This window comes from Cedecea neteri (genome assembly GCF_000758325.1).
In the GTDB taxonomy this organism is placed as follows: Bacteria; Pseudomonadota; Gammaproteobacteria; order Enterobacterales; family Enterobacteriaceae; genus Cedecea; species Cedecea neteri_B.
Genome location: NZ_CP009459.1, coordinates 697,747 through 723,393, shown reverse-complemented (window position 1 = coordinate 723,393; position 25,647 = coordinate 697,747). Strand labels below are relative to the sequence as shown.

Annotated in this window: 33 protein-coding genes; 25 read left to right on the top strand and 8 right to left on the bottom strand. The window is 52.7% G+C overall.

The window, feature by feature from the left end:
• Window position 1 precedes the first annotated feature (1 nt).
• Both LH86_RS03530 and crp read right to left on the bottom strand, forming a co-directional pair.
• A complete protein-coding gene (locus LH86_RS03530; protein WP_039298326.1) occupies window positions 2–2,086 on the bottom strand; it encodes a YccS/YhfK family putative transporter in 2,085 nt (694 codons plus the stop codon).
• Between the two features lie 62 nt (window positions 2,087–2,148).
• The gene (gene crp / locus LH86_RS03525; protein ID WP_000242758.1) at window positions 2,149–2,781 is read right to left on the bottom strand and encodes a cAMP-activated global transcriptional regulator CRP; all 633 of its coding nucleotides are present in this window, start codon (window positions 2,779–2,781) and stop codon (window positions 2,149–2,151) included.
• Window positions 2,782–3,093: 312 nt separating this feature from the next.
• On the opposite strand from crp, the gene LH86_RS03520 reads away from it, so the two are divergent.
• Window positions 3,094–3,498 carry an OsmC family protein gene (locus tag LH86_RS03520; RefSeq protein WP_008457076.1) on the top strand — a complete coding sequence of 135 codons (405 nt, stop codon included), beginning with the start codon at window positions 3,094–3,096 and terminating at the stop codon, window positions 3,496–3,498.
• 36 nt (window positions 3,499–3,534) lie between these two features.
• Here LH86_RS03520 and LH86_RS03515 read toward each other — a convergent pair whose 3' ends face one another.
• The 3 genes from LH86_RS03515 to LH86_RS03505 form a co-directional block, all read right to left on the bottom strand.
• Complete coding sequence (locus LH86_RS03515; protein WP_039298322.1) at window positions 3,535–4,404, bottom strand: phosphoribulokinase; 870 nt, start codon at window positions 4,402–4,404, stop codon at window positions 3,535–3,537.
• A gap of 90 nt (window positions 4,405–4,494) precedes the next feature.
• Entirely contained in the window at window positions 4,495–4,713 is a 219-nt protein-coding gene (locus LH86_RS03510) for a YheU family protein (protein ID WP_039298320.1), read from the bottom strand.
• 1 nt (window position 4,714) lies between these two features.
• Window positions 4,715–5,731, bottom strand: a complete 1,017-nt coding sequence (locus LH86_RS03505; protein ID WP_008457087.1) for a hydrolase — start codon at window positions 5,729–5,731, stop codon at window positions 4,715–4,717.
• 60 nt (window positions 5,732–5,791) lie between these two features.
• Between LH86_RS03505 and LH86_RS03500 the strand changes: the two genes are divergently transcribed.
• The gene (locus LH86_RS03500) at window positions 5,792–6,394 is read left to right on the top strand and encodes a LysE family translocator (RefSeq protein WP_038478167.1); all 603 of its coding nucleotides are present in this window, start codon (window positions 5,792–5,794) and stop codon (window positions 6,392–6,394) included.
• Between the two features lie 41 nt (window positions 6,395–6,435).
• On the opposite strand, the gene LH86_RS03495 is transcribed toward LH86_RS03500, so the two are convergent.
• Entirely contained in the window at window positions 6,436–8,340 is a 1,905-nt protein-coding gene (locus tag LH86_RS03495; protein ID WP_039298318.1) for an ABC transporter ATP-binding protein, read from the bottom strand.
• 124 nt (window positions 8,341–8,464) lie between these two features.
• On the opposite strand from LH86_RS03495, the gene kefG reads away from it, so the two are divergent.
• The 4 genes from kefG to slyD all read left to right on the top strand — a co-directional run bounded on the left by kefG (window position 8,465) and on the right by slyD (window position 11,716).
• Window positions 8,465–9,016, top strand: coding sequence for a glutathione-regulated potassium-efflux system ancillary protein KefG (kefG, locus tag LH86_RS03490; protein ID WP_008457093.1), 552 nt, complete (start codon window positions 8,465–8,467; stop codon window positions 9,014–9,016).
• Window positions 9,016–10,821 (top strand): glutathione-regulated potassium-efflux system protein KefB, encoded by a 1,806-nt coding sequence (kefB, locus tag LH86_RS03485; RefSeq protein ID WP_039298315.1) that lies wholly within the window; start codon window positions 9,016–9,018, stop codon window positions 10,819–10,821. The genes kefG and kefB overlap by 1 nt, the downstream gene beginning before the upstream one ends.
• Before the next feature lie 11 nt (window positions 10,822–10,832).
• Window positions 10,833–11,033 (top strand): YheV family putative zinc ribbon protein, encoded by a 201-nt coding sequence (locus tag LH86_RS03480; RefSeq protein WP_016538480.1) that lies wholly within the window; start codon window positions 10,833–10,835, stop codon window positions 11,031–11,033.
• A 98-nt stretch (window positions 11,034–11,131) separates the two neighbouring features.
• Window positions 11,132–11,716 (top strand): peptidylprolyl isomerase, encoded by a 585-nt coding sequence (slyD, locus tag LH86_RS03475; RefSeq protein WP_039288330.1) that lies wholly within the window; start codon window positions 11,132–11,134, stop codon window positions 11,714–11,716.
• A 51-nt stretch (window positions 11,717–11,767) separates the two neighbouring features.
• Here slyD and LH86_RS03470 read toward each other — a convergent pair whose 3' ends face one another.
• Window positions 11,768–11,986 (bottom strand): protein SlyX, encoded by a 219-nt coding sequence (locus LH86_RS03470; protein ID WP_008457099.1) that lies wholly within the window; start codon window positions 11,984–11,986, stop codon window positions 11,768–11,770.
• A 230-nt stretch (window positions 11,987–12,216) separates the two neighbouring features.
• On the opposite strand from LH86_RS03470, the gene fkpA reads away from it, so the two are divergent.
• The 11 genes from fkpA to bfr all read left to right on the top strand — a co-directional run bounded on the left by fkpA (window position 12,217) and on the right by bfr (window position 20,635).
• Complete coding sequence (gene fkpA / locus LH86_RS03465; RefSeq protein WP_008457100.1) at window positions 12,217–13,044, top strand: FKBP-type peptidyl-prolyl cis-trans isomerase; 828 nt, start codon at window positions 12,217–12,219, stop codon at window positions 13,042–13,044.
• Window positions 13,045–13,382: 338 nt separating this feature from the next.
• Window positions 13,383–14,111 carry a helix-turn-helix transcriptional regulator gene (locus LH86_RS03460; RefSeq protein ID WP_008457101.1) on the top strand — a complete coding sequence of 243 codons (729 nt, stop codon included), beginning with the start codon at window positions 13,383–13,385 and terminating at the stop codon, window positions 14,109–14,111.
• The gene (gene tusD, locus LH86_RS03455; protein ID WP_039298312.1) at window positions 14,111–14,497 is read left to right on the top strand and encodes a sulfurtransferase complex subunit TusD; all 387 of its coding nucleotides are present in this window, start codon (window positions 14,111–14,113) and stop codon (window positions 14,495–14,497) included. The genes LH86_RS03460 and tusD overlap by 1 nt, the downstream gene beginning before the upstream one ends.
• Window positions 14,497–14,856 (top strand): sulfurtransferase complex subunit TusC, encoded by a 360-nt coding sequence (gene tusC, locus LH86_RS03450; protein WP_039298309.1) that lies wholly within the window; start codon window positions 14,497–14,499, stop codon window positions 14,854–14,856. Before tusD ends, tusC begins: the two co-directional genes overlap by 1 nt.
• Window positions 14,857–14,863: 7 nt before the next feature.
• Window positions 14,864–15,151, top strand: a complete 288-nt coding sequence (gene tusB, locus LH86_RS03445) for a sulfurtransferase complex subunit TusB (protein WP_039298306.1) — start codon at window positions 14,864–14,866, stop codon at window positions 15,149–15,151.
• Between the two features lie 124 nt (window positions 15,152–15,275).
• On the top strand, window positions 15,276–15,650 hold the full coding sequence (rpsL, locus tag LH86_RS03440; RefSeq protein ID WP_008457105.1) for a 30S ribosomal protein S12: 375 nt from the start codon (window positions 15,276–15,278) through the stop codon (window positions 15,648–15,650).
• Window positions 15,651–15,745: 95 nt separating this feature from the next.
• Entirely contained in the window at window positions 15,746–16,216 is a 471-nt protein-coding gene (rpsG, locus tag LH86_RS03435; RefSeq protein ID WP_008457106.1) for a 30S ribosomal protein S7, read from the top strand.
• 93 nt (window positions 16,217–16,309) lie between these two features.
• The gene (gene fusA / locus LH86_RS03430; RefSeq protein ID WP_039298302.1) at window positions 16,310–18,424 is read left to right on the top strand and encodes an elongation factor G; all 2,115 of its coding nucleotides are present in this window, start codon (window positions 16,310–16,312) and stop codon (window positions 18,422–18,424) included.
• 71 nt (window positions 18,425–18,495) lie between these two features.
• Window positions 18,496–19,680, top strand: a complete 1,185-nt coding sequence (gene tuf / locus LH86_RS03425; RefSeq protein WP_038478205.1) for an elongation factor Tu — start codon at window positions 18,496–18,498, stop codon at window positions 19,678–19,680.
• A 215-nt stretch (window positions 19,681–19,895) separates the two neighbouring features.
• Window positions 19,896–20,090 carry a bacterioferritin-associated ferredoxin gene (gene bfd / locus LH86_RS03420; protein WP_008457135.1) on the top strand — a complete coding sequence of 65 codons (195 nt, stop codon included), beginning with the start codon at window positions 19,896–19,898 and terminating at the stop codon, window positions 20,088–20,090.
• Window positions 20,091–20,161: 71 nt separating this feature from the next.
• Window positions 20,162–20,635: a bacterioferritin gene (bfr, locus tag LH86_RS03415; protein WP_039288312.1), complete on the top strand. Its 474-nt coding sequence runs from the start codon at window positions 20,162–20,164 to the stop codon at window positions 20,633–20,635.
• A gap of 48 nt (window positions 20,636–20,683) precedes the next feature.
• Here bfr and LH86_RS03410 read toward each other — a convergent pair whose 3' ends face one another.
• Window positions 20,684–21,163 (bottom strand): prepilin peptidase, encoded by a 480-nt coding sequence (locus LH86_RS03410; protein WP_052045542.1) that lies wholly within the window; start codon window positions 21,161–21,163, stop codon window positions 20,684–20,686.
• Window positions 21,164–21,551: 388 nt separating this feature from the next.
• Between LH86_RS03410 and rpsJ the strand changes: the two genes are divergently transcribed.
• Genes rpsJ through rpsC form a run of 8 tightly spaced genes read left to right on the top strand, consistent with a single transcriptional unit; the run spans window position 21,552 to window position 25,636 of the window.
• Window positions 21,552–21,863, top strand: a complete 312-nt coding sequence (gene rpsJ / locus LH86_RS03405) for a 30S ribosomal protein S10 (RefSeq protein ID WP_001181005.1) — start codon at window positions 21,552–21,554, stop codon at window positions 21,861–21,863.
• Window positions 21,864–21,894: 31 nt separating this feature from the next.
• Window positions 21,895–22,524: a 50S ribosomal protein L3 gene (rplC, locus tag LH86_RS03400; protein WP_006178923.1), complete on the top strand. Its 630-nt coding sequence runs from the start codon at window positions 21,895–21,897 to the stop codon at window positions 22,522–22,524.
• 10 nt (window positions 22,525–22,534) lie between these two features.
• A complete protein-coding gene (gene rplD / locus LH86_RS03395) occupies window positions 22,535–23,140 on the top strand; it encodes a 50S ribosomal protein L4 (protein WP_039298301.1) in 606 nt (201 codons plus the stop codon).
• Window positions 23,137–23,439, top strand: coding sequence for a 50S ribosomal protein L23 (rplW, locus tag LH86_RS03390; protein ID WP_008457148.1), 303 nt, complete (start codon window positions 23,137–23,139; stop codon window positions 23,437–23,439). Before rplD ends, rplW begins: the two co-directional genes overlap by 4 nt.
• Window positions 23,440–23,456: 17 nt before the next feature.
• On the top strand, window positions 23,457–24,278 hold the full coding sequence (gene rplB / locus LH86_RS03385) for a 50S ribosomal protein L2 (protein ID WP_008457150.1): 822 nt from the start codon (window positions 23,457–23,459) through the stop codon (window positions 24,276–24,278).
• A gap of 16 nt (window positions 24,279–24,294) precedes the next feature.
• Window positions 24,295–24,573: a 30S ribosomal protein S19 gene (gene rpsS, locus LH86_RS03380; RefSeq protein ID WP_001138115.1), complete on the top strand. Its 279-nt coding sequence runs from the start codon at window positions 24,295–24,297 to the stop codon at window positions 24,571–24,573.
• Between the two features lie 14 nt (window positions 24,574–24,587).
• Window positions 24,588–24,920, top strand: a complete 333-nt coding sequence (gene rplV, locus LH86_RS03375) for a 50S ribosomal protein L22 (protein ID WP_002919773.1) — start codon at window positions 24,588–24,590, stop codon at window positions 24,918–24,920.
• 17 nt (window positions 24,921–24,937) lie between these two features.
• Window positions 24,938–25,636 carry a 30S ribosomal protein S3 gene (gene rpsC, locus LH86_RS03370; protein WP_006817277.1) on the top strand — a complete coding sequence of 233 codons (699 nt, stop codon included), beginning with the start codon at window positions 24,938–24,940 and terminating at the stop codon, window positions 25,634–25,636.
• Window positions 25,637–25,647 lie beyond the last annotated feature (11 nt).

The window sequence follows — 25,647 nt, the reverse complement described above, 5'->3', positions numbered from 1 at the left end:
ACTAACTCGAGCGCCGCAGACGGCGGCTCAGCCAGATCCCATGATGAGGCCGCTGGCGCCAGGCTACCGAGGAGATGGTATGCATGGTGTTCAGGTGGCCAATAATCCGCTGTAAATGCTGCTCCATGGTGCTTAACGGCCCCGTGGGCAGCGTGTCCGGTTCCAGAATATTCGCGTCGTTTGACCCGCCAGGCCCGTCATACTCTAGCCTTTGCTGGCAGCGCTGTAATCCAATTTCACAAGACTGCAGGTACTTCTGCGCCAGGTCTGGCGTCAGCATGTTGTGTTCGCGCGCCAGGGTGGTCATGGCGTTGATATGCTCGACGATGAACTGGCTGTGGGTTACCCACAATTTCATGTCGGCCAGGTAGTGGGAGTTAAAGCCTGGCTCCTGCATCGCCTGATTGAGCGAGTTGAAAAGCGCGTTGTGCGCCTGATTGACTCGCATACGTTGCCAGGCCAGCGGCGTGGGCTCCGGATCGTTGCTTAGTATCAGCCTAATAGCATCCTGATCCGCCTCCAGTGCGTCGTGGGCGTTCTGACGCAGCAGGCCGGTTTGCCACTGCGGCCACAGCCAGATCATGCCGCCAAAGGCAATCAGGCAGCCGAGTAGGGTGTCTATGAGCCGGGGAATGATGTAACTTTCGGCGCTGAGAGTGATGAGCTGCAGGGTATATACCGCGGTGACGGTAAAACCAATGGTGGCCCAGCCGTAGCTTTTGCGGATGAACAGGTAGCTAACCAGCGTAATCATTAACATCGCCAGCAGGGTGTAGCTGTCCGGGACGTGGAAGTGCAGGGTGATACCGGCGATACACAACCCTGCCATGGTGCCTGCCGCCCTGTGAACGATGCGCACCCGTGTTGCACCGTAGCCGTTTTGCGTCACGAACATCACCGTCATCAGGATCCAGTAAGGCTTTGGCAGGTGTAAGAAGGAGCCCAGCAGGCTGGCAATGGTCAGCATCACGCCTAAACGCGCGGAGCTGCGCAAAGCAGAGGATTTGAACGAGAGATAGCTTTTCAGGGCCGGGAAAAACGGCAGACGGCGCTCACGGTCTTCCATTAAATCTCTTACGTACAGCGGCCGCTGAGTTTTCAGTACCCGGGCAATGCGGCTGAAGTGGTAATGGCAAAATTGCCCTACCGGATTATCCGGGTTCTGTCGGGCGATTTTTTCCAGCGCGTCGATCTGCTTGTCCATGGTAAAGCGCGTTGGATAGCGGTGATAAAGAATATCGTCTGCCAGCACGCGCAGACGCGCGGCGATGGTTTGGGCATTCCAGCGGATCACAGCTTCCGCATGGCTTTGCTCGACCAGTTTTTGCACCTCTTCAGGCTGGTGCAGGCTTACCGAAATGTGTTCCTGCAGATCCAGCGCAACCTGGAAAGCGCGTAACAGGCGCTTGTAGCCGTTTTGCTGGTTGGCCGACAGCATATGCAGCTGCTGGTAGCAGGTGGTGATCAGGTCGACGGCTTTTTGCTGGCGGGCCAGCAATGGGGGCAGCGCTTTTTCCGGGTCGGTATGCTGGGTTAGCAGGCTGTATTTTGCTTCGCAGTAATCTGCCAGCTGGCGGTAAAGCAGGCTGAGCGACTCCCTGAGCGGCTGTTCACGCCATAGCCGGAACCAGAACCAGTTGAAGGCGCCGTACCAGATGGTGCCGAAGATATAGAGCACCATTGGTTTCCAGATCGGCATATTTCCGGCCATGCTGAGCGTAAAAATAGCGGCGATCAGCGATGCGGGCAGCAGGCGAGCGTGAAGTGAACTGATTTCCGCCGTCACGCCGAGCAGCAGAGCCATGACGATCAATATCGCAGGCAGAGGGATGTGGGTGTAAAGCAGCAGAAGCTGCAGGATAAGGCTGCTGAGGGCGAACAGGCTGCCGCCAATAATCAAACGTTTGAAAAAGCGTTTGTGTGGCGTGTCCAGCCCGGCAATGTTGCAGCAGGCGGGAACTAACGAGAAGAGCAGGCCGTTTTGCAGGCTGCCAAGCAACAGGCCGATAGCCACGGGAAGACACAGCACAAGCGTTTGCCTAAGCGCGTAGTTAACTTCCGGGTGGTAAATTAATCTCTTCCACATAGCCTGAATTGTAGAGACAAAAAAGGCGTGTTACCGAAGCGACACGCCTTTATAAGGGCTAATTAACGGGTGCCGTAAACGACGATCGTTTTACCGTGGGCAGAAATGAGATTCTGATCTTCCAGCATTTTCAGAATACGGCCAACGGTTTCGCGGGAGCAGCCCACGATCTGACCGATTTCCTGGCGGGTGATCTTGATTTGCATCCCGTCCGGGTGGGTCATGGCATCCGGCTGTTTAGCCAGGTTAAGCAGCGTCTGAGCGATACGGCCAGTCACGTCGAGGAACGCGAGGTTGCCGACTTTCTCAGAAGTCACCTGCAGGCGGCGTGCCATCTGGGAAGAAAGACGCATCAGGATGTCCGGGTTGACCTGAATTAGCTGACGGAATTTTTTATAGGAAATTTCAGCTACTTCACAGGCGGTCTTGGCACGAACCCAGGCACTGCGTTCCTGGCCTTCTTCGAATAAACCTAATTCACCAATGAAATCACCCTGATTCAGATAAGAAAGGATCATCTCCTTGCCTTCTTCATCTTTAATCAGAACAGCTACGGAGCCTTTGACGATGTAGTACAGCGTCTCCGCCTTTTCACCCTGGTGAATCAGCGTGCTCTTCGACGGATACTTATGAATGTGGCAATGAGACAAGAACCATTCGAGAGTCGGGTCTGTTTGTGGTTTGCCAAGCACCATGCGCGGTTATCCTCTGTTATAAACTGGCTACCAAAGACAAGACATGGGACCTCTTGTCTGGCGTTGCAATCGTGAAATTTTCCCAAGCCCTGGGAGCTGGCGTGCAGGTTCGCCCTGCTGCCTGTAATTAGTCGTTTCCTCTGCTTACGGCATAAACGTCTCTGTATCGCAGCAGCATCCGGATTGTTTTAGCATAGCTTTTGGTAAGTGTCTTGTATTGTCTCGTTTCAGCATGACTTGGATCGCCTTACGTTGCCAGTTTTCACGTAGACGCGTAATCTGAAAGAAAATTTTATTACGGGAGTAGGTAAAATGCAGGCACGTGTTAAATGGGTAGAGGGCATGACCTTCCTCGGAGAATCCGCTTCTGGCCACCAAATTTTGATGGACGGTAACTCCGGGGATAAAGCGCCAAGCCCGATGGAAATGCTGCTGATGGCCGCGGGCGGTTGTAGCTCAATTGACGTGGTGTCGATTCTGCAAAAAGGCCGCCATGACGTGACGGATTGTGAGGTGAAACTGACTTCTGAACGTCGTGAAGAAGCGCCACGTCTGTTTACCCGCATCCATTTGCATTTTGTTGTAACCGGGAAAGAGCTGAAAGAGAGTGCCGTTGCCCGCGCCGTTGAGCTGACTGCAGAGAAATATTGCTCGGTGACGTTGATGCTCGAGAAAGCCGCAGAGATTAGCCACAGCTACGAAATTATTGAAGCATAAAGTGAAAAGGGCGGTATCGAGACCGCCCTTACGCCATCAGGCAATTTTCCTGCCTTCCGCCAGCCGCTGCACCAGCGGGGCCATGATCAGCTCCATCGCCAGCCCCATTTTTCCGCCCGGCACCACCAATGTATTGATGTGGGAGATAAATGACCCCTGCAACATCGCCAGCAGATAAGGGAAGTCGATGTCATCCAGCCCACGGAAGTGAATGACCACGAAGCTTTCGTCCAGCGACGGAATAGCTCGCGCGGCAAATGGGTTAGAGGTATCCACCGTTGGAACGCGCTGGAAGTTGATATGGGTACGTGAAAACTGCGGCGTAATGAAGTTGATGTAATCGTCCATGGAACGCACCACGGAATCCATCACCGCTTCCCGTGAATGGCCGCGTTCGCTGGTATCGCGCACCAGTTTCTGAATCCATTCCAGGTTAACGATGGGCACCACGCCTACCAGTAAATCGACGCAGTCGGCGACGTTATGCTGAGGGGTGACCACGCCGCCGTGCAGACCTTCGTAAAACAGGACGTCGGTGGGTTCGGGGAGCGGTTGCCACGGGGTAAAAGTGCCCGGCACCTGGTTCCACGGTACGGCTTCATCATAGGTATGCAGGTATTTACGCGATTGCCCTTTTCCGGTCTGGCCGTATTCGATAAAGGTTCGTTCCAGTAACCCGAAGTCGTTGGCGTCCGGCCCAAAGTAGCTAATATGGCGGCCAGCATCGCGTGCTTTGCGGATAGCCATGTCCATTTCCGGGCGGGTATAACGGTGGAAACTGTCGCCTTCAACTTCGGCGGCGCGCAGGTTGAGCTGCTGGAAAATCTTGCGGAAAGCGAGGCTGGTGGTGGTGGTGCCGGCGCCGCTGGAACCTGTGACCGCAATAACCGGGTGTTTGGCTGACATAGGGTGAAAACTCCGTGAGGGATCGGAAAAGAGGTCTGTAACTGCTTGTTATACTTTTCAGCCAGTATAGATCACCCTGCCAGTTAGCGGTCAGCCGCGAAACTGCCCGCGCGGCATAATGTTCACCGTTTCATGGAGTTCAGACCAAACCAGCACGGCCTCGCCGCTTTGTAACTGGCGCTTCACGTCGGCGACTTTTTGCGTCAACGAGCGCTCCTGCTCACCATAATCGGTGCCTTCCCGTAATACAAAAGATTCAATCAAATTGTCGAGCGTTTCAGGGGCGAGATCTTGCCAGGGAATGATCATTTTAGTGGTCCAGGAAGCGGGTTAGCCAGTCGGGAATACGCTGCTCAAGCCACATCTGTGGGCGCAGCAGAGTCCCGCCGACAAAGCCAACGTGGCCGCCGTAAGTCGTGAGCTGGTAATGGATATTGGGCGGCAGCGTTTCGCGATCCGGGATGACGTGGTGATCCATAAAAGGGTCGTCTTTGGCATGGATAATCAGCGTCGGAGCGGCAATTTCCGGCAACAGCGGCATGGCGCTGCACTGGCGATAGTAGTCCAGCGCGTCGGCAAAGCCATGGATCTTCGAGGTAATTAAATCATCGAACTCGCGAATGCGGCGCAGGCTTTTCAGCTTGCGGAGGTCGATAGGCAGCGAGCCAGGGTAGCTCTTCAGCTTACGGGCGGCATTTTTCTTCAGCAGATTCAGCAGGTAATGCTGATAGACGCGCGAGAAGCCCTGCTCCATGTGGTAGCAACACTGCTCCAGCATCAGCGGGGCGGAGACAATCACGCCGGCTTTCAGCGTGCAGGCCGCGCCCTGTTTTGCCATCAGGCAGGCGAGCATGTTCCCGCCCAGCGAGAAGCCAACGGCGGCTGTTGGGACTTCACCGTAGCGCTGATTCAACCATTCGAGGAAGTAGGTGCCGTCTTCCGTTTCCCCGGAGTGGTAAATGCGTTCTTTGCGGTTTGGCACGCCGCTGCAGCCGCGAAAATGCATCACCACGCCCAGCCAACCGCGTTTTTTCGCCGCTTCTATCATGCCGTGGGCGTAGGGGCTGTGGAGGCTGCCTTCCAGTCCGTGAAACACGACTAAGCGTGGTTTGTGCATGGCAGTTTGCGGATCTTCGCTCCACGCAAGATCGACAAAATCCCCGTCCGGCATATCCAGACGCTGCCAGTGGGGTTTGAAATTGATTCGACGACGAATCAAACGTGGGATCATGGTTTGCAGATGCGGGTTACTGAGTCCGCGCATCGGGCGGAAATCGTCACCTTCATCATGATGAATATTCAATTCTAAAGGACTTGTACTGGCCATATCACACTGTTAGTTTCGTTTAGTTCGCTAATTATTCTTCGGGTGTGGAGCACCCAATTCATGGACTTAACGCTTTTTCTTTCGATGCTGGGCTTTCTCTGGGTCGCCGCCATCACACCTGGCCCTAATAATACGCTACTTACCGCGTCCGGGGCGAATTACGGTTTCTTCCGCAGCCTGCCGCTGATGATTGGCATTATGCTCGGGATGCAGTGCATTTTAGTGCTTGTTGCCTTCGGCGTAGGCAGCTTAATCCTGCTTTACCCCGCCCTGCACCTTATCCTGAAGATTGCCGGGAGCGTTTACCTTTTGTGGCTGGCCTGGAAAATTGGCACCGCGAAATACGAGCGCCTGGAAACGGATGCGGCCCCGCCGTCTCCGGTACCTTTCTGGCAGGGCGGCCTGCTGCAGGTGATTAACCCTAAAGCCTGGCTGATGGCGCTGGGCGCGGTAGCCAGTTTTAGCCTTGCGGGCGCAGACTATCTGCATTCCGTGGCGATGATTAGCGTAGGGATTGCGCTGGTCAACATTGTGGCCGGGGTTATCTGGATAGCTTTTGGCAGCCTGATTGGCCTGTTCCTGCGTAGCCGTCGTTCCTGGGCTATTTTCAACGTCAGCATGGGCGTGTTAACCGCCGCCTGCGTACTGCTTATCTGGCGCTGAGGGCAAACCCTCTCCCTGCGAGGAGAGGGAAACATTAGCGTTTAGTCGCCCTGTAGCATCTGTTCAAGCTGTTCCTGAATATCCAGCCATTCCATCTCGCACTCTTCCAGCGCCGACTTCACTTTTACCTGCGTTTGCAAACATTCGTTCATCTCGGCTTTACGGCTCTGGTCGTAGATAGCGCTGTCAGCCAGCTTCTCTTCAACTTCTGCGAGCTGAGCGTTCAGCTTTTCCATCTGCTTTTCGAGCTGGGTAATTTGCTTGCGCAGCGGCTGAGTTTGGGTGCGAAGTTCGGCCTCACGACGTTTCTGGTCCTTGCGAGCCTGGGCGCTGTTGGCGTTATCCTTCGCTGATTCAGCGGGCTGATTTTCCTGTTTTTGCAGGTCGCTCAACCACTGCTGGTAATCCTCGAGGTCGCCATCGAAAGCTTCCACTTTGCCGTCATGCACCAGGTAGAGATCGTCCGTGGTGGAGCGTAGCAGGTGGCGGTCGTGCGAAACCACAACCAGAGCACCCTCAAAGTCGATTAGCGCTTCGGTCAGCGCCTGGCGCATGTCGAGATCGAGGTGGTTCGTCGGTTCATCGAGCAGCAGCAGGTTAGGGCGCTGCCAGACAATCAGCGCCAGCACCAGCCTGGCTTTTTCACCGCCGGAGAAACGAGCCGTTTGCTCCGTAACTTTATCGCCCTGGAAACCAAAGCCGCCTAAATAATCACGTAACTGCTGTTCCAGCTCGCGTGGGGCAATACGAGCCAGATGCTGAAGCGGCGATTCATCGGCGCGCAGATATTCCAGCTGATGCTGGGCGAAGTAGCCGAGCTTGATGCCTTTGGCGAGGCCAATGTCACCCTGCAGCGGCTGTAATTCACCGGCCAGCAGTTTGATTAACGTGGATTTACCCGCCCCGTTTCGGCCCAGCAGACCAATACGAGAACCAGGGACAAGGTTCAGCTTGATGGAGTTGAGGATCACCCGCTCGCCGTAGCCTGCGCTGACCTTTTCCATACGCAGCAGCGGATTGGGCAGGTTTTCTGGCGCACGGAAGCTGAAGTGAAATGGGTTATCGACGTGGGCCGGGGCAATCAGCTCCATGCGCTCCAGCATTTTCACGCGGCTCTGCGCCTGCTTGGCTTTGGACGCTTTAGCTTTAAAGCGATCGATAAAGCTTTGCAGGTGGGCCACTTTTTGCTGCTGGCTTTCGTACATCGACTGCTGTTGAGACAGGCGAGTTGCGCGCTGGATCTCAAACGACGAATAGTTGCCGGTGTACTCGAACATATTTTCCTGTTCGATGTGGATAATTTTATCGACAACAGGATCCAGGAAATCCCGGTCGTGAGAGATAAGAATCAGGGTACCCTGGTAGTTTTTCAGCCAGCGTTCCAGCCAGATGACCGCGTCCAGATCGAGGTGGTTGGTCGGTTCATCGAGCAACAGCAGGTCGGAACGGCAAATCAGCGCCTGGGCAAGGTTAAGGCGCATGCGCCAACCGCCCGAGAAATCGCTTACCGGGCGTTCCAACTGCTCATTACTGAAGCCCAGGCCGTGCAGCAGGCTGGAGGCACGGGAGCGAATGGTCCACGCATCTACCGCATCCAGCTTGCCGTGAACCAGCGCAATGGCGTGGCCGTCGTTGCGTTCGTTGGCGACGTTTAGCTCGGCTTCCAGCTTGCGGAATTCGCGGTCGCCGTCGATCACATACTCTATCGCCGGCATCGCAAGGGCGGGCGTTTCCTGATTCACCCAGGCAAGCTGCCAGTTGCCGGGGAAGCTTGCGCTCCCGCCGTCGGCGCTTATCTCGTTTTTCAGCAACGCCAGCAGCGTGGATTTTCCACAGCCGTTTTTACCCACCAGGCCGACTTTTTGCCCGGGGTTGATGGTGGCGGTGGCGTTATCCAGCAGAACGCGGGTGCCGCGACGAATTTGTAACGAGGAGAAAACAATCATAAAGCGCCGTATGTTCAGAGTATGTTAAATTGTCATTGTAATTCGTTAACATGTCGCCTGGGCAACAGGTCGGGCTGCATGGTAGCCCAAAATAATGACTATGACGACGCCCTGGAGGGTAATGATGTCGCAGCCGCCGAAAGTTTTGCTGCTGTATGCCCATCCGGAATCCCAGGACTCGGTGGCTAACCGGGTTTTGCTTCAGCCGGCTCTGCAGCTTGAAAATGTGACCGTGCACGATCTCTACGCGCACTATCCCGATTTCTTTATCGATATTTACCACGAACAGTCATTGCTGCTGGAGCACGATGTCATTGTTTTTCAACACCCTCTTTATACCTACAGCTGCCCTGCGTTGCTGAAGGAGTGGATGGATCGAGTCTTAAGCCGGGACTTTGCAAGCGGCATCGGGGGCAACGCACTGGCGGGAAAGTACTGGCGCAGCGTGATCACCACTGGCGAGCCGGAAGGAGCCTATCGCTATGACGGCTATAACCGCTTCCCCTTAACCGAAATTTTACGACCGTTTGAGCTCACTGCCGCGATGTGCAAGATGCACTGGCTGATGCCGATTATCGTGTACTGGGCGCGCCGCCAGTCTAAGCCGGAGCTGCAAAGTCACGCGAAAGCCTATGGTGAGTGGCTGGCGAATCCGCTGCCGATGGGAGGGCGCTGATGGAAGGTTCAGATTTACTGCTGGCGGGTGTGCTATTTCTTTTTGCCGCGGTTGTTGCTGTACCGGTTGCCGCACGTTTAGGCATTGGCGCCGTGCTGGGCTATTTGCTGGCAGGTATCGCCATTGGCCCCTGGGGTTTAGGGTTTATCAGCGATGTTGATGAAATCCTGCATTTCTCCGAGCTGGGCGTGGTATTCCTGATGTTTATCATCGGCCTGGAGCTGAATCCGTCGAAGCTATGGCAGCTGAGGCGCTCTATCTTTGGCGTTGGGGCGGCGCAAGTGATTCTTAGTGCGGTAGTGCTCGCGGGCCTGCTGATGCTGACGAATTTCTCCTGGCAGGCGGCAGTGGTGGGGGGTATCGGCCTTGCGATGTCTTCCACAGCGATGGCGCTGCAGCTGATGCGCGATAAAAGCATGAACCGCAGCGAATCCGGTCAGCTAGGCTTTTCGGTTCTTCTGTTCCAGGACCTGGCGGTGATCCCGGCGCTGGCGCTGGTGCCGCTGCTGGCCGGGAACGGCGACGATCATACCGACTGGATTAAAGTCGGCCTGAAGGCGCTGGCGTTTATCGGCATGCTATTGGGCGGACGCTATCTGCTTCGCCCGGTTTTCCGCTTTATTGCCGGGTCTGGAGTGCGTGAAGTCTTTACCGCCGCATCTCTTTTGCTTGTACTTGGTTCGGCGCTGTTTATGGATGCGCTTGGATTTTCTATGGCCCTGGGGACGTTTCTGGCCGGCGTGCTGCTGGCGGAAAGCGAATATCGCCACGAGCTTGAGATTGCTATCGATCCGTTCAAAGGCCTGCTACTGGGGTTGTTCTTTATCTCTGTTGGCATGGCGCTGAACCTGGGCGTTTTGTTCACCCATTTGCTGTGGATTGCAGTGAGCGTGGTTGCGCTGGTGGCGGTGAAAGCCACCATTTTGTATGGCCTGTCGCGCGTGTATGGTTTGCGCAGCTCCGAGCGGCTGCAGTTTGCCGGTGTACTAAGCCAGGGGGGCGAGTTTGCCTTCGTGCTGTTTTCCGCTGCGGCTTCACAGAAGCTGTTCCAGGGCGATCAAATGCCGCTGCTGCTGGTGACGGTGACGCTGTCGATGATGACCACGCCGCTGCTGATGAAAGGCGTGGATGCGATTCTTGCCCGGCGCTTTAATCCTGGAGATGAAACTGAGGAGACGCCTTACGTTGAGGACGATCATCCGCAGGTCATCATCGTCGGATTTGGGCGTTTTGGTCAGGTGATTGGCCGCCTGTTGATGGCTAATAAGATGCGTATCACCGTTCTTGAACGGGATATCAGCGCCGTAAGCCTGATGAGAAAGTACGGCTATAAAGTGTATTACGGCGATGCGACAGAAGTGGAACTGCTGCGTTCAGCGGGAGCGGAAGAAGCCAAATCCATTGTTATTACCTGCAATGAGCCGGAAGATACAATGCGGATTGTCCACCTCTGTCAGCAAAACTTTCCACATCTGGCCATACTGGCGCGTGCTCGCGGCCGCGTTGAGGCTCATGAATTGTTGCAGGCCGGCGTTAAACTGTTCTCGCGTGAAACCTTCTCCAGCGCCCTTGAACTTGGGCGTAAGGCTTTGCTCACGCTGGGTATGCATCCACACCAGGCGCACCGGGCTCAATTACACTTCCGTCGGTTGGATATGCGTATGCTGCGTGAACTGATGCCTATTCACACTGACAGTGCGCAGATTTCCAGGGTGCGGGAAGCCCGGCGCGAGCTGGAAGATATTTTTGAGCGTGAAATGCAGCAAGAGCGTCGGCAGCTGGACGGCTGGGACGAATTTGAATAAGGGTGAAGCCAATGTCAGTGCGTAAGCGTTTTATTGCCGGGGCGGTTTGCCCTAAGTGTCAGGCTAAGGATTCCCTCGCGCTATGGCGTGAGAACAATGTCGATATCGTTGAGTGCGTTAAGTGTGGCCATCAGATGCGCGAGGCCGATAAGCAGGTTCGCGAGCACGTTCGCGAGCAGGAGCAAGTGATAGGGATTTTTCATCCCGACTAGCGAGATGAAGCAGCTTTTTTTAAGCTAGAGGGTACAGCGGCGCAGATTTCCGCTACAATCGGCGCCAGTTTTTTCCTTACGCTCGTTCAGGAGATATCATGAAAGTAGCAAAAGACCTGGTGGTCAGCCTGGCCTATCAGGTACGTACAGAAGACGGTGTGTTGGTCGATGAGTCTCCGGTGAGCGCGCCGCTGGACTACCTGCACGGTCACGGCTCCCTTATCTCTGGCCTGGAAACGGCGCTGGATGGTCACGAAGTTGGCGACAAGTTTGACGTTGAAGTGGGCGCGAACGACGCTTACGGTCAGTACGACGAAAACCTGGTGCAGCGCGTGCCGAAAGACGTCTTCATGGGCGTTGACGAGCTGCAGGTTGGTATGCGCTTTATGGCGGAAACCGATCAGGGTCCAGTTCCGGTCGAAATTACCGAAGTGGAAGACGAGCACGTTGTGGTTGACGGTAACCACATGCTGGCTGGCCAGAACCTGAAATTTAACGTGGAAGTTGTTGCTATCCGCGAAGCGACCGCTGAAGAGCTGGCCCATGGCCACGTTCACGGTGAGCACGACCATCATCACGACCACGATCACGATGGTTGCTGCGGTGGTCACGGCCACGATCACGACCATGGTCACGAGCATGGTAAAGGTGGTTGCGGTAACGGCGGCTGTGGTTGCCACTGATCGCTGTGAAAGAGAAAAGGCCGCATTAGCGGCCTTTTTTGCGTCTGTTATTCAGTAATGGGGCGGTGGCGTCTCTTCGGACTCTGACGCGATCATCGACGGCTGGCTGGCCTTAAGCTTTTCAACCAGCAGGCGGAAATGCTCGCGAAGTTTGACCATCTCAAGCTCGTGCGCCGTCACGGTCTGGTTCAGCTCTTCAATCGTTATCTCCTGAAAGGCGAGACGACTCTCGAGATCTTCCAGCCGTTGTTCGGTGGATTTAGTGTGCATGGCGGTTCCTCTTTTGCCTGCGCGATGGACAATATGCGGTGATTTTACTGAAAATGACCCAGCTTTACAGCGCAGAAGCACGTTGAAGGAAACTTCTTTAAACAAAAAGAATCTCAATTTGACTCGATAACTCGCTGAGAGATTGTGTAGATTTCTTTCACGACGTTATAGTACGTCACTTATCTTATTTGAAACCTTGGGGTGAGAGGCCCCGGCCCTTGGAGAAATGGATGAAATCATTATTTAAAGTAACGCTTCTGGCGACCACAATGGCCGTTGCCCTTAATGCCCCTGCTTTTGCGGCCCCTGCTGCTGCGAAAGATGCACCTGCAGCTCAGGCTGACAGCAAAGCGGCCTTTAAGAACGACGACCAGAAAGCAGCCTATGCACTGGGCGCATCGCTTGGGCGTTACATGGAAAACTCTCTGAAAGAGCAGGAGAAACTGGGGATCACCCTGGACAAAGCTCAGCTGATCGCGGGCGTACAGGATGCATTTGCGGATAAGAGCAAACTGTCTGACCAGGAAATCGAACAAACTCTGCAGGCGTTTGAGACTCGCGTAAAAGCCTCTGCTCAGGAGAAAATGGAAAAAGACGCTAAAGAGAACGCGGACAAAGGCAAAGCCTTCCGTGATGCTTTCGCCAAAGAGAAAGGCGTTAAAACGTCTTCTACCGGCCTGATGTATAAAGTTGAGAAAGACGGTACCGGTGATGCGCCGAAGGATACCGATACCGTTGTGGTTAACTACAAAGGTACGCTGATCGACGGTAAAGAGTTTGATAACTCCTATACCCGCGGTGAGCCACTGTCCTTCCGCCTTGATGGTGTGATCCCTGGCTGGACCGAAGGCCTGAAAAACATCAAGAAAGGCGGCAAGATCAAGCTGGTTATTCCACCAGAGCTGGCTTACGGCAAAACCGGCGTGCCGGGGATCCCTGCCAACTCTACGCTGGTGTTTGAAGTTGAGCTGCTGGACATTAAACAAGCGCCAAAAGCCGACGCTAAGCCAGCCGCTGCTGCAGATGCTAAAGCCGCTGACGCAGCCAAAAGCAAGTAATTAGCAGGTTGTTTGAGCCGCCGCCCACCGGGCGGCGGTTTTGTTTTTGGGACTAGCTTTATTTTCCCCATACGCAATGAGGAGAATAAAGACTGGAAAGCACGTCTTACGTTGTATTACCTTAGCGGGCAGCGTTTCAATCGAGTATGAGTCTGCCCTGACACCATCAAAGCGCGACAGGCTCTCTTTAGAGTAAATTGCTGGCAACGTCTTTTATCCATAACACGCTCAATTTGCAGCAATAAAAATAATGGACGAAGTCTTCTGATTTACCCCAAACGCCCGAGAACCCCGTTGTCCGGACGTTTGTCATCAATCTGAGAGGGTGGTATTTTTTCATGTCCAATTCGCTTTTAACCAACGAAACCAGTGAACTTGATTTACTGGACCAGCGTCCTTTTGAACAAACCGACTTCGAAATATTAAAATCCTATGAAGCGGTAGTGGACGGGTTAGCGATGCTGATTGGCTCCCATTGCGAAATCGTTCTGCACTCCCTGCAGGACCTGAAATGTTCAGCCATTCGTATCGCTAATGGTGAGCATACCGGGCGAAAAATAGGCTCGCCAATCACCGATCTGGCCTTGCGCATGCTGCATGATATGACCGGTGCCGACAGCAGCGTCTCTAAATGCTACTTCACTCGCGCAAAAAGCGGTGTTCTGATGAAGTCGGTGACGATTGCGATTCGCAACCGCGACCAGCGAGTGATTGGTTTGCTTTGCATTAACATGAATCTCGACGTGCCGTTCTCCCAGATCATGTCGACCTTTATTCCACCAGAAACACAGGATCAGGAAGTGCCGTCCTCGGTAAACTTTGCGTCCTCCGTGGAGGACCTGGTGATGCAAACGCTGGAATTCACGATTGAAGAAGTGAATGCCGACCGCAACGTCTCAAATAACGCCAAGAACCGCCAGATAGTGCTCAACCTCTATGAGAAAGGGATCTTCGACATCAAAGATGCCATCAATCAGGTTGCCGATCGGCTGAACATTTCCAAACACACCGTTTATCTCTACATTCGCCAGTTCAAAAACGGCGACTTCCTCGGTCAGGATAAGTAATGCGTTTTGCCTTGATGGTCACTGGCCCGGCTTATGGAACGCAGCAGGCGAGCAGCGCATTGCTGTTTGCTCGGGCGTTGCTTGCCGAAGGGCACGCGCTGGAGAGCGTTTTTTTCTACCGCGAGGGGATTTATAACGCCAATCAGCTGACCGCTCCGGCAAGCGATGAAGTTGACCTTGTCCGTGAGTGGCAGAGCCTGAGCGTGCAGTACGGTGTGGCACTGCATATCTGCGTGGCTGCGGCATTGCGTCGCGGCGTGACTAATGAAGATCAGGCGAAATCTTTGGGGCTCAAGGTGAGTAATCTCCAGCCGGGTTTTACGCTTAGTGGCCTGGGGGCGCTGGCAGAAGCCGCGCTGACCTGCGAAAGAATGGTGCAGTTCTAATGAAACGTGTCGCTTTTGTTTTTCGATCGGCGCCGCACGGCAGCACCGCTGGCCGGGAAGGGCTGGATGCGTTATTGGCGACATCGGCCCTGTCAGAAGATATCGGCGTGTTCTTTGTTGGCGATGGCGTTCTGCAACTGCTGCCGGGGCAACAGCCTGCCAAAGTGCTGGGCAGGGATTACATCGCCACCTTCCGTATTTTGCCGTTGTACGATATTGAGCAGTGTTTCCTTTGCGCTGCCTCAGTAAGGGAAAGGGGGCTGTCGGATAGGCCATCCTGGGTTATTGATGCGGAAGCGCTTGAGCCTGATGCGCTCCGGGAAAAACTGAATCACTACGATGTGGTACTTACCTTCTGAGGCTCTTATGCTGCATACCTTACGTCAGTCGCCCTTCCAGTGTGATATCACCGAGATTCTGCGTTATACCCAGCCAGGCGACGATTTACTGCTGATTGAAGATGGCGTGATTGCCGCACTGAATGGCAGCCGGGCGCTTGAATTACTGCTTTCTGCCCCCATTACTGTTAGCGCTCTGCAAGAAGATGTTGAGGCTCGCGGTCTCTCTGCTCAAATTTCGTCCAAAATTGAGCGTGTCGGCTATACTGATTTCGTCAGATTAACGATAAAACATAGCCAGCAGTTCGCCTGGTGAGGGCGGATCGCTGTATATTTCTTGACACCTTTTCGGCTCAGCCCTAAAATTCTGCGTCCTCATATTATATGAGGCCGTTTTATTACGTGTTTACGAAGCAAAAGCTAAAACCAGGAGCTATTTAATGGCAACAGTTAACCAGCTGGTTCGCAAACCACGCGTACGCAAAGTTGCAAAAAGCAACGTGCCTGCGCTGGAAGCTTGCCCGCAAAAACGTGGTGTATGTACCCGTGTATATACCACCACTCCTAAAAAACCAAACTCCGCACTGCGTAAAGTTTGCCGTGTGCGTTTGACTAACGGTTTTGAAGTCACCTCCTACATCGGCGGTGAAGGTCACAACCTGCAGGAACACTCCGTGATCCTGATCCGTGGTGGTCGTGTTAAAGACCTGCCAGGTGTTCGCTACCACACCGTTCGTGGTGCGCTTGACTGCTCCGGCGTTAAAGACCGTAAGCAATCTCGCTCCAAGTATGGCGTGAAGCGTCCTAAGGCTTAATGGTTCTCCGTTAAGTAAGGCCAAACGTTTTAAATTAATGTCAAAATAAACTCTTTGAGTTTTGGACAATCCTGAATTAACAACGGAGTATTCCTATGCCACGTCGTCGCGTGATTGGTCAGCGTAAAATTCTGCCGGATCCTAAGTTCGGATCAGAGCTGCTGGCTAAATTTGTAAATATCCTGATGGTAGATGGTAAAAAATCTACTGCAGAATCTATCGTTTATACCGCGCTGGAAACCCTGGCTCAGCGTTCTGGTAAAAACGAGCTGGAAGCTTTCGAAGTCGCTCTGGACAACGTCCGTCCGACCGTCGAAGTTAAGTCCCGCCGTGTAGGTGGTTCTACTTATCAGGTTCCAGTTGAAGTTCGTCCGGTTCGCCGTAATGCTCTGGCAATGCGTTGGATCGTTGAAGCTGCTCGTAAACGCGGTGATAAATCCATGGCTCTTCGCCTGGCGAATGAACTGTCTGATGCTGCAGAAAACAAAGGCACTGCAGTTAAGAAACGTGAAGACGTTCACCGTATGGCTGAAGCCAACAAGGCGTTCGCTCACTACCGTTGGTAATAAATCCTTCGTAGTGTTACCCAAGCGGGCGCTTCATGAAGCTGCCCGCTTTGGGTTACTTAACTTGAACGTCCCAGGATATAGAGGAATCAAATGGCTCGTACAACACCCATTGCACGCTACCGTAACATCGGTATCAGTGCACACATCGACGCCGGTAAAACCACTACTACCGAACGTATTCTGTTCTACACCGGTGTAAACCACAAAATCGGTGAAGTTCATGACGGCGCTGCAACCATGGACTGGATGGAGCAGGAGCAGGAGCGTGGTATCACCATTACCTCCGCTGCAACTACTGCATTCTGGTCTGGTATGGCTAAGCAGTATGAACCGCACCGCGTAAACATCATCGACACCCCAGGGCACGTTGACTTCACCATCGAAGTAGAACGTTCCATGCGTGTTCTTGACGGTGCAGTAATGGTTTACTGCGCAGTTGGTGGTGTTCAGCCACAGTCTGAAACCGTATGGCGTCAGGCTAACAAATACAAAGTTCCACGCATCGCGTTCGTTAACAAAATGGACCGTATGGGTGCAAACTTCCTGAAAGTTGTAGGCCAGATCAAATCCCGTCTGGGCGCGAACCCTGTTCCGCTTCAGCTGGCGATTGGTGCTGAAGAAGGTTTCACCGGCGTTATCGACCTGGTGAAAATGAAAGCCATCAACTGGAACGATGCAGATCAGGGCGTTACCTTCGAATACGAAGATATCCCGGCTGACATGCAGGACCTGGCTGACGAATGGCACCAGAACCTGATCGAGTCCGCTGCAGAAGCCTCTGAAGAGCTGATGGAAAAATACCTGGGTGGCGAAGAGCTGTCCGAGGAAGAAATCAAGAAAGCTCTGCGTCAGCGCGTTCTGAACAACGAAATCATCCTGGTTACCTGTGGTTCTGCATTTAAGAACAAAGGTGTTCAGGCGATGCTGGATGCGGTAATCGATTACCTGCCAGCACCAACCGACGTACCGGCAATCAACGGTATTCTGGATGACGGTAAAGACACCCCGGCTGAGCGTCACGCAACTGACGACGAGCCGTTTGCTGCTCTGGCATTCAAAATCGCAACTGACCCGTTCGTTGGTAACCTGACCTTCTTCCGCGTTTACTCCGGCGTTGTTAACTCCGGTGATACCGTGCTGAACTCCGTTAAAGCTGCTCGTGAGCGCTTTGGTCGTATCGTTCAGATGCACGCTAACAAACGTGAAGAGATCAAAGAAGTTCGCGCAGGCGACATCGCGGCTGCTATCGGTCTGAAAGACGTAACTACTGGTGACACCCTGTGTGATCCAGATTCGCCTATCATTCTGGAGCGTATGGAATTCCCAGAGCCGGTAATCTCCATCGCCGTTGAACCAAAAACCAAAGCTGACCAGGAAAAAATGGGTCTGGCTCTGGGCCGTCTGGCTAAAGAAGACCCATCATTCCGCGTATGGACTGATGAAGAATCTAACCAGACCATCATCGCCGGTATGGGTGAGCTGCACCTCGACATCATCGTTGACCGTATGAAGCGTGAATTCAACGTTGAAGCGAACGTCGGTAAACCTCAGGTTGCTTATCGTGAAGCGATTCGCGGTAAAGTTACCGATATCGAAGGTAAACACGCCAAGCAGTCTGGTGGTCGTGGTCAGTACGGTCATGTTGTTATCGACATGTACCCACTGGAGCCGGGCTCTAACCCTAAAGGTTACGAGTTCATCAACGACATTAAAGGTGGCGTAATTCCTGGCGAATACATCCCTGCCGTTGATAAAGGCATCCAGGAGCAGCTGAAATCTGGTCCACTGGCGGGTTACCCGGTTGTAGATCTCGGCGTGCGTCTGCACTTCGGTTCTTACCATGACGTTGACTCCTCCGAACTGGCGTTTAAACTGGCCGCTTCTATTGCCTTCAAAGATGGCTTTAAGAAAGCTAAACCAGTTCTGCTTGAGCCTATCATGAAGGTTGAAGTTGAAACTCCGGAAGAGAACACCGGTGACGTTATCGGTGACCTTAGCCGTCGTCGTGGTCAGCTGAAAGGCCAGGAATCTAACGCTACTGGCGTACAGATTCATGCTGAAGTTCCGTTGTCTGAAATGTTCGGGTACGCAACTCAGCTGCGTTCTCTGACCAAAGGTCGTGCATCTTACTCCATGGAATTCCTGAAGTATGATGACGCACCTAACAACGTTGCTCAGGCCGTAATCGAAGCTCGTGGCAAATAAGCCAACGCTTTTAACACAATGATCCCGTGCTCTCTCCATAAGGGGAGGGCACAATAGTAAGGAATATAGCCGTGTCTAAAGAAAAATTTGAACGTACAAAACCGCACGTTAACGTTGGTACTATCGGCCACGTTGACCACGGTAAAACCACTCTGACCGCTGCAATCACTACCGTTCTGGCTAAAACCTACGGTGGTTCTGCTCGTGCATTCGACCAGATCGATAACGCACCAGAAGAGAAAGCTCGTGGTATCACCATCAACACTTCCCACGTTGAGTACGACACCCCGACTCGTCACTACGCGCACGTTGACTGCCCAGGGCACGCCGACTACGTGAAAAACATGATCACCGGTGCTGCTCAGATGGACGGCGCTATCCTGGTTGTTGCTGCGACTGACGGCCCTATGCCTCAGACCCGTGAGCACATCCTGCTGGGTCGTCAGGTTGGCGTTCCTTACATCATCGTGTTCCTGAACAAATGTGACATGGTTGATGACGAAGAGCTGCTGGAACTGGTTGAAATGGAAGTTCGTGAACTTCTGTCTCAGTACGACTTCCCAGGCGATGACACCCCAATCATCCGTGGTTCTGCTCTGAAAGCGCTGGAAGGCGAAGCAGAGTGGGAAGCTAAGATCGTTGAACTGGCTGGCTTCCTGGATTCTTACATCCCAGAACCAGTACGTGCAATCGACCTGCCGTTCCTGCTGCCAATCGAAGACGTATTCTCCATCTCCGGTCGTGGTACCGTTGTTACCGGTCGTGTAGAGCGCGGTATCGTTAAAGTGGGTGAAGAAGTTGAAATCGTTGGTATCAAAGATACTGCGAAATCTACCTGTACCGGCGTTGAAATGTTCCGCAAACTGCTGGACGAAGGCCGTGCTGGTGAGAACGTAGGTGTTCTGCTGCGTGGTATCAAACGTGAAGAAATCGAACGTGGTCAGGTACTGGCTAAGCCAGGCTCTATCAAGCCACACACCAAGTTCGAATCTGAAGTGTACATCCTGTCCAAAGACGAAGGCGGCCGTCATACTCCGTTCTTCAAAGGCTACCGTCCACAGTTCTACTTCCGTACTACTGACGTGACCGGTACCATCGAACTGCCAGAAGGCGTAGAGATGGTAATGCCAGGCGACAACATCAAAATGGTTGTTACCCTGATCCACCCAATCGCGATGGATGACGGTCTGCGTTTCGCAATCCGTGAAGGCGGCCGTACCGTTGGCGCAGGTGTTGTTGCTAAAGTTCTGAGCTAATCCTCTGATACTTTTAATGCAATAGTGAAAAGGGCATCTTAGGATGCCCTTTTTTATGCCTGAAATTTGCTACTTGAGTGGGAAAGCCTTCTCTTACTGCCGTTCGCGTCGTTTTTTGCATTTGATTACTATTCTCTGCCTTCTGCTCCGCCACATCCCTTGTAAAGCCAATCATTCTCATTTACAATTTGCGCAGTTTTTGAGCGGGAGTGATCATGTACGTTTGCTTGTGTAACGGTGTAAGCGATAAGACAATTCGTCAGGCGGTGCGACAACATCACCCACAGTCTTTTCAGCAACTTAGAAAATTTATCCCGGTGGGAAATCAGTGCGGGAAGTGCGTTCGCCAGGCGCGTGAAATCATGCAAGACGAACTGATGCAGATCCCGGAATTTAAAGAGATCGCTTAAAACACGCTCATTTTTTTGACTTACACCCCGTGACATCTACGCTTCAATAAGTGGAAGCGGAGGATGTCAAAATGAAAGGTGATGTTAAGATAATAAATTATCTCAATAAATTATTGGGAAACGAGCTTGTCGCGATTAACCAGTATTTTCTGCATGCCCGCATGTTCAAAAACTGGGGATTAAAACGTCTCAACGACGTTGAGTATCACGAGTCCATCGATGAAATGAAGCACGCCGATAAGTACATCGAACGTATTCTCTTCCTCGAAGGCATTCCAAATCTGCAGGACCTCGGCAAGCTGGGTATTGGGGAAGACGTCGAAGAGATGCTTCGCTCGGACCTGAAGTTGGAACTGGATGGTGCAAAGGATTTGCGTGAAGCCATCGCCTATGCCGATAAAGTTCATGATTATGTTAGCCGTGACCTGATGATCGAAATTCTGGCTGATGAAGAAGGCCATATCGACTGGCTCGAAACTGAACTGGATTTAATTCAGAAGCTGGGCATTCAGAACTACCTGCAGGCTCAGATACGGGAAGAGTAACCCCGCATAATCAAGACAGAGGGGCTCCCCTCTGTCTTCTTTGATACCTCACCCAAACACCTGCCAGCAAAAATTCGCCCAGCCCGAGATGGCAAGCCAGGGGCCAAAGGGCATTTCAATGATTTCTCGGCGCCTGAGCAGATAAAGTATTCCTGCGTAAACCATGCCCAGAGAAGACGCCAAAGCGACGATAATCGGCAAGTGCTGCCAGTAGCTCCAGGCTCCAATTGCTGCCAGTAATTTGAAATCACCATAACCTAATCCTTCTTTGCCGGTAGCATAACGGAATACCTGAAAGATAACCCACAGGAAGAGGTAGCCGGCTATCGCGCCGAATACGGCGTGATAAACATGGTGGGGGTTAACCAGACTATGAAACAACAATCCCAGCCACAGTAAGGATAGGGTAAGTCTGTCCGGTAGAAGCATAGTTTTGAAATCACTTACGCTTAGCGCCAGCGCCAGGCAAAGATAGAGCAAAGCAGCGACGGGGAGTAGCCATGCGATCTGTATGTCGGTAAGTATCATCTTTTTATCCCGCTGAGGATTAAGTCCTGGGATGCTACGCGGTTGTGCTGGCTAAACCTATCAAGCTTCGAATTTGGCGTGTGATACTGCGTAATGCCTCGAAGATGTGGGAGATACTGAACGTGAAACTCACTAAATGAATGGCATCGGTGAAATTTCAACCCATATGACTTGCAAGCAGCCTTGAAACCCGTATAATGCGCGGGCTGTCTTAATAGACCGCTGGTTCAATATGAACCCTGATAGTAGTCAGTCGAAGAAATTCAGTTGCTATCAAACAATGTCCCCAATTGGGGGACTATGTATGAACGATTACACTCCTCCATCAATCGTAATGGATGTGAGTAGTAATTTTTTTCGTCTATAAAATAATTGGAGCTCTGGTCTCATGCAGAACCAAAGAATCCGTATCCGCCTTAAAGCGTTTGATCATCGTCTGATCGATCAATCAACTGCGGAAATCGTCGAGACTGCTAAGCGCACTGGTGCGCAAGTCCGTGGTCCGATCCCGCTGCCGACCCGCAAAGAGCGCTTTACCGTTCTGATCTCCCCGCACGTCAACAAAGACGCGCGTGATCAGTACGAGATCCGCACTCACAAGCGTCTGGTTGACATCGTTGAGCCAACTGAGAAAACCGTTGATGCTCTGATGCGTCTGGATCTGGCTGCCGGTGTAGACGTGCAGATCAGCCTGGGTTAATCAGGTCATTGACGATTGAGAGGTTGAAACAATGATTGGTTTAGTCGGTAAAAAAGTGGGTATGACCCGTATCTTCACTGAAGACGGCGTTTCTATCCCAGTAACCGTAATCGAAGTAGAAGCAAACCGTGTTACTCAGGTTAAAGACCTGGCTAACGACGGCTACCGTGCTGTTCAGGTGACCACTGGTGCTAAAAAAGCTAACCGTGTAACCAAGCCGGAAGCTGGTCACTTCGCTAAAGCTGGCGTTGAAGCTGGCCGTGGTCTGTGGGAATTCCGTCTTGCTGAAGGCGAAGAGTTCACCGTAGGTCAGGACATTAGCGTTGAACTGTTTGCTGACGTTAAAAAAGTTGACGTAACCGGTACCTCTAAAGGTAAAGGTTTCGCAGGTACCGTTAAGCGCTGGAACTTCCGTACCCAGGACGCTACCCACGGTAACTCCTTGTCTCACCGCGTTCCGGGTTCTATCGGTCAGAACCAGACTCCGGGCAAAGTGTTCAAAGGCAAGAAAATGGCAGGCCAGCTGGGTAACGAACGTGTCACTGTTCAGAGCCTGGACGTAGTACGTGTTGACGCTGAGCGCAACCTGCTGCTGGTGAAAGGTGCGGTCCCGGGTGCAACCGGTAGCGACCTGATCGTTAAACCAGCTGTGAAGGCGTAAGGGGATAGCAATGGAATTAGTACTGAAAGACGCGCAGAGCGCGCTGACTGTTTCCGAAACTACCTTCGGTCGTGATTTCAACGAAGCGCTGGTACACCAGGTTGTTGTTGCTTATGCAGCAGGCGCCCGTCAGGGTACTCGTGCTCAGAAAACCCGTGCTGAAATCACTGGTTCCGGCAAAAAGCCGTGGCGCCAGAAAGGTACCGGCCGTGCGCGTTCTGGTTCTATCAAGAGCCCGATCTGGCGTTCCGGTGGCGTAACCTTCGCTGCTCGCCCGCAGGACCACAGTCAAAAAGTTAACAAAAAGATGTACCGCGGCGCGCTGAAAAGCATCCTGTCCGAACTGGTACGTCAGGATCGTCTGATCGTTGTTGAGCAGTTCTCTGTTGAAGCACCGAAAACCAAGCTGCTTGCTCAGAAACTGAAAGATATGGCTCTGGAAGATGTGCTGATCGTGACCGGTGAACTGGATGAGAATCTGTTCCTGGCTGCTCGCAACCTGCATAAGGTTGACGTGCGCGATGTAGCTGCAATCGACCCAGTTAGCCTGATCGCCTTCGACAAAGTCGTTATGACTGCTGAAGCAGTTAAGCAAGTTGAGGAGATGCTGGCATGATCCGTGAAGAACGTCTGCTGAAAGTACTGCGCGCGCCGCACGTATCTGAAAAAGCGTCTACCGCGATGGAAAAAACCAACACCATCGTACTCAAAGTTGCGACTGACGCGACCAAAGCAGAGATCGTTGCTGCTGTACAGAAGCTGTTCGAAGTTGAAGTTAAAGACGTTAACACCCTGGTAGTTAAAGGGAAAACTAAACGTCACGGACAGCGTGTTGGTCGTCGTAGCGACTGGAAAAAAGCTTACGTCACCCTGAAGGAAGGCCAGAATCTGGACTTCGTCGGCGGCGCTGAGTAAGTCGGAGGAGAAAGACAATGGCAGTTGTTAAATGTAAACCGACATCTCCGGGTCGTCGCCACGTAGTTAAAGTGGTTAACCCTGAGCTGCACAAGGGCAAGCCTTTTGCTCCGTTGCTGGAAAAAAACAGCAAATCCGGTGGCCGTAACAACAATGGTCGTATCACTACCCGTCATATCGGTGGTGGTCACAAGCAGGCTTACCGTATTGTTGACTTTAAACGCAACAAAGATGGTATCCCGGCAGTTGTTGAACGTCTTGAGTACGATCCGAACCGTTCCGCGAACATCGCGCTGGTTCTGTACAAAGATGGCGAACGCCGTTACATCCTGGCCCCTAAAGGCCTGAAAGCTGGCGACCAGATTCAGTCTGGCGTTGATGCTGCAATCAAGGCGGGTAACACCCTGCCGATGCGCAATATCCCGGTTGGTTCTACCGTTCATAACGTAGAAATGAAACCAGGTAAAGGCGGTCAGCTGGCTCGTTCCGCTGGTACCTACGTGCAGATCGTTGCTCGTGATGGTGCTTACGTTACCCTGCGCCTGCGCTCCGGTGAAATGCGTAAAGTCGAAGCTGACTGCCGCGCTACCCTGGGCGAAGTTGGCAACGCTGAGCATATGCTGCGCGTTCTGGGTAAAGCAGGTGCTGCTCGCTGGCGTGGTGTTCGTCCTACCGTTCGCGGTACCGCGATGAACCCAGTCGATCACCCACATGGTGGTGGTGAAGGTCGTAACTTTGGTAAGCACCCGGTATCTCCGTGGGGCGTTCAGACCAAAGGTAAGAAGACCCGCAGCAACAAGCGTACTGATAAATTTATCGTACGTCGCCGTAGCAAATAATTTTAGAGGATAAGCCATGCCACGTTCTCTCAAGAAAGGTCCTTTTATTGACCTGCACTTGCTGAAGAAGGTAGAGAAAGCGGTGGAAAGCGGTGACAAGAAGCCCCTGCGCACTTGGTCCCGTCGTTCAACGATCTTTCCTAACATGATCGGTTTGACCATCGCTGTCCATAATGGTCGTCAGCACGTTCCAGTCTTTGTTTCCGACGAAATGGTCGGTCACAAACTGGGTGAATTCGCACCGACTCGTACTTATCGCGGCCACGCTGCTGATAAAAAAGCGAAGAAGAAATAAGGTAGGAGGAAGAGATGGAAACTTTAGCTCAACATCGCCATGCTCGTTCTTCTGCTCAGAAGGTTCGCCTTGTTGCTGACCTGATTCGCGGTAAGAAAGTGTCGCAGGCTCTGGATATTCTGACCTACACCAATAAGAAAGCGGCTGTATTGGTTAAGAAAGTACTGGAATCTGCCATTGCTAACGCTGAACACAACGATGGCGCTGACATTGACGATCTGAAAGTCGCGAAAATCTTCGTAGACGAAGGCCCTAGCATGAAGCGCATTATGCCTCGTGCAAAAGGTCGTGCAGATCGCATCCTGAAGCGCACCAGCCACATTACTGTGGTTGTGTCCGATCGCTGAGACTCTGGAGACTAGCAATGGGTCAGAAAGTACATCCTAATGGTATTCGCCTGGGTATTGTAAAACCATGGAACTCAACCTGGTTTGCGAACACCAAAGAATTCGCTGACAACCTGGACAGCGATTTTAAAGTACGTCAGTACCTGACTAAGGAACTGGCTAAGGCGTCTGTATCTCGTATCGTTATCGAGCGTCCTGCTAAGAGCATCCGTGTGACCATTCACACCGCTCGCCCAGGTATCGTTATCGGTAAGAAAGGTGAAGACGTAGAAAAACTGCGCAAGGTCGTAGCGGATATCGCTGGCGTTCCTGCACAGATCAATATCGCCGAAGTTCGTAAACCTGAACTGGACGCAAAACTGGTTGCTGACAGCATCACTTCTCAGCTGGAACGTCGTGTTATGTTCCGTCGTGCTATGAAGCGTGCTGTACAGAACGCAATGCGTCTGGGCGCTAAAGGTATCAAAGTTGAAGTTAGCGGCCGTCTGGGCGGCGCCGAGATCGCACGTACCGAATGGTACCGTGAAGGTCGCGTGCCGTTGCACACTCTGCGTGCTGACATCGACTACAACACCTCTGAAGCGCACACCACTTATGGTGTAATCGGCGTTAAGGTATGGATCTTCAAAGGTGAGATCCTGGGTGGTATGGCTGCTGTTGAACAACCGGAACCGGCTGCTCAACCTAAAAAGCAGCAGCGTAAAGGCCGTAAGTAAGGAGAGTCGCT

Coding starts and splice junctions, on each gene's coding strand:
- LH86_RS03520 (WP_008457076.1), top strand. CDS start 3,094: ATGCAGGCACGTGTTAAATGGGTAGAGGGCATGACCTTCCTCGGAGAA.
- rplD (WP_039298301.1), top strand. CDS start 22,535: ATGGAATTAGTACTGAAAGACGCGCAGAGCGCGCTGACTGTTTCCGAA.
- LH86_RS03470 (WP_008457099.1), bottom strand. CDS start 11,986: ATGCACACTAAATCCACCGAACAACGGCTGGAAGATCTCGAGAGTCGT.
- LH86_RS03495 (WP_039298318.1), bottom strand. CDS start 8,340: ATGATTGTTTTCTCCTCGTTACAAATTCGTCGCGGCACCCGCGTTCTG.
- kefB (WP_039298315.1), top strand. CDS start 9,016: ATGGAAGGTTCAGATTTACTGCTGGCGGGTGTGCTATTTCTTTTTGCC.
- LH86_RS03505 (WP_008457087.1), bottom strand. CDS start 5,731: ATGGCCAGTACAAGTCCTTTAGAATTGAATATTCATCATGATGAAGGT.
- kefG (WP_008457093.1), top strand. CDS start 8,465: ATGTCGCAGCCGCCGAAAGTTTTGCTGCTGTATGCCCATCCGGAATCC.
- fkpA (WP_008457100.1), top strand. CDS start 12,217: ATGAAATCATTATTTAAAGTAACGCTTCTGGCGACCACAATGGCCGTT.
- rplV (WP_002919773.1), top strand. CDS start 24,588: ATGGAAACTTTAGCTCAACATCGCCATGCTCGTTCTTCTGCTCAGAAG.
- bfd (WP_008457135.1), top strand. CDS start 19,896: ATGTACGTTTGCTTGTGTAACGGTGTAAGCGATAAGACAATTCGTCAG.
- rpsS (WP_001138115.1), top strand. CDS start 24,295: ATGCCACGTTCTCTCAAGAAAGGTCCTTTTATTGACCTGCACTTGCTG.
- bfr (WP_039288312.1), top strand. CDS start 20,162: ATGAAAGGTGATGTTAAGATAATAAATTATCTCAATAAATTATTGGGA.
- rplW (WP_008457148.1), top strand. CDS start 23,137: ATGATCCGTGAAGAACGTCTGCTGAAAGTACTGCGCGCGCCGCACGTA.
- rpsJ (WP_001181005.1), top strand. CDS start 21,552: ATGCAGAACCAAAGAATCCGTATCCGCCTTAAAGCGTTTGATCATCGT.
- rpsC (WP_006817277.1), top strand. CDS start 24,938: ATGGGTCAGAAAGTACATCCTAATGGTATTCGCCTGGGTATTGTAAAA.
- tusC (WP_039298309.1), top strand. CDS start 14,497: ATGAAACGTGTCGCTTTTGTTTTTCGATCGGCGCCGCACGGCAGCACC.
- tusB (WP_039298306.1), top strand. CDS start 14,864: ATGCTGCATACCTTACGTCAGTCGCCCTTCCAGTGTGATATCACCGAG.
- LH86_RS03500 (WP_038478167.1), top strand. CDS start 5,792: ATGGACTTAACGCTTTTTCTTTCGATGCTGGGCTTTCTCTGGGTCGCC.
- LH86_RS03480 (WP_016538480.1), top strand. CDS start 10,833: ATGTCAGTGCGTAAGCGTTTTATTGCCGGGGCGGTTTGCCCTAAGTGT.
- LH86_RS03410 (WP_052045542.1), bottom strand. CDS start 21,163: ATGATACTTACCGACATACAGATCGCATGGCTACTCCCCGTCGCTGCT.
- rpsG (WP_008457106.1), top strand. CDS start 15,746: ATGCCACGTCGTCGCGTGATTGGTCAGCGTAAAATTCTGCCGGATCCT.
- LH86_RS03460 (WP_008457101.1), top strand. CDS start 13,383: ATGTCCAATTCGCTTTTAACCAACGAAACCAGTGAACTTGATTTACTG.
- rplC (WP_006178923.1), top strand. CDS start 21,895: ATGATTGGTTTAGTCGGTAAAAAAGTGGGTATGACCCGTATCTTCACT.
- slyD (WP_039288330.1), top strand. CDS start 11,132: ATGAAAGTAGCAAAAGACCTGGTGGTCAGCCTGGCCTATCAGGTACGT.
- rplB (WP_008457150.1), top strand. CDS start 23,457: ATGGCAGTTGTTAAATGTAAACCGACATCTCCGGGTCGTCGCCACGTA.
- crp (WP_000242758.1), bottom strand. CDS start 2,781: ATGGTGCTTGGCAAACCACAAACAGACCCGACTCTCGAATGGTTCTTG.
- rpsL (WP_008457105.1), top strand. CDS start 15,276: ATGGCAACAGTTAACCAGCTGGTTCGCAAACCACGCGTACGCAAAGTT.
- tusD (WP_039298312.1), top strand. CDS start 14,111: ATGCGTTTTGCCTTGATGGTCACTGGCCCGGCTTATGGAACGCAGCAG.
- fusA (WP_039298302.1), top strand. CDS start 16,310: ATGGCTCGTACAACACCCATTGCACGCTACCGTAACATCGGTATCAGT.
- LH86_RS03515 (WP_039298322.1), bottom strand. CDS start 4,404: ATGTCAGCCAAACACCCGGTTATTGCGGTCACAGGTTCCAGCGGCGCC.
- LH86_RS03510 (WP_039298320.1), bottom strand. CDS start 4,713: ATGATCATTCCCTGGCAAGATCTCGCCCCTGAAACGCTCGACAATTTG.
- LH86_RS03530 (WP_039298326.1), bottom strand. CDS start 2,086: ATGTGGAAGAGATTAATTTACCACCCGGAAGTTAACTACGCGCTTAGG.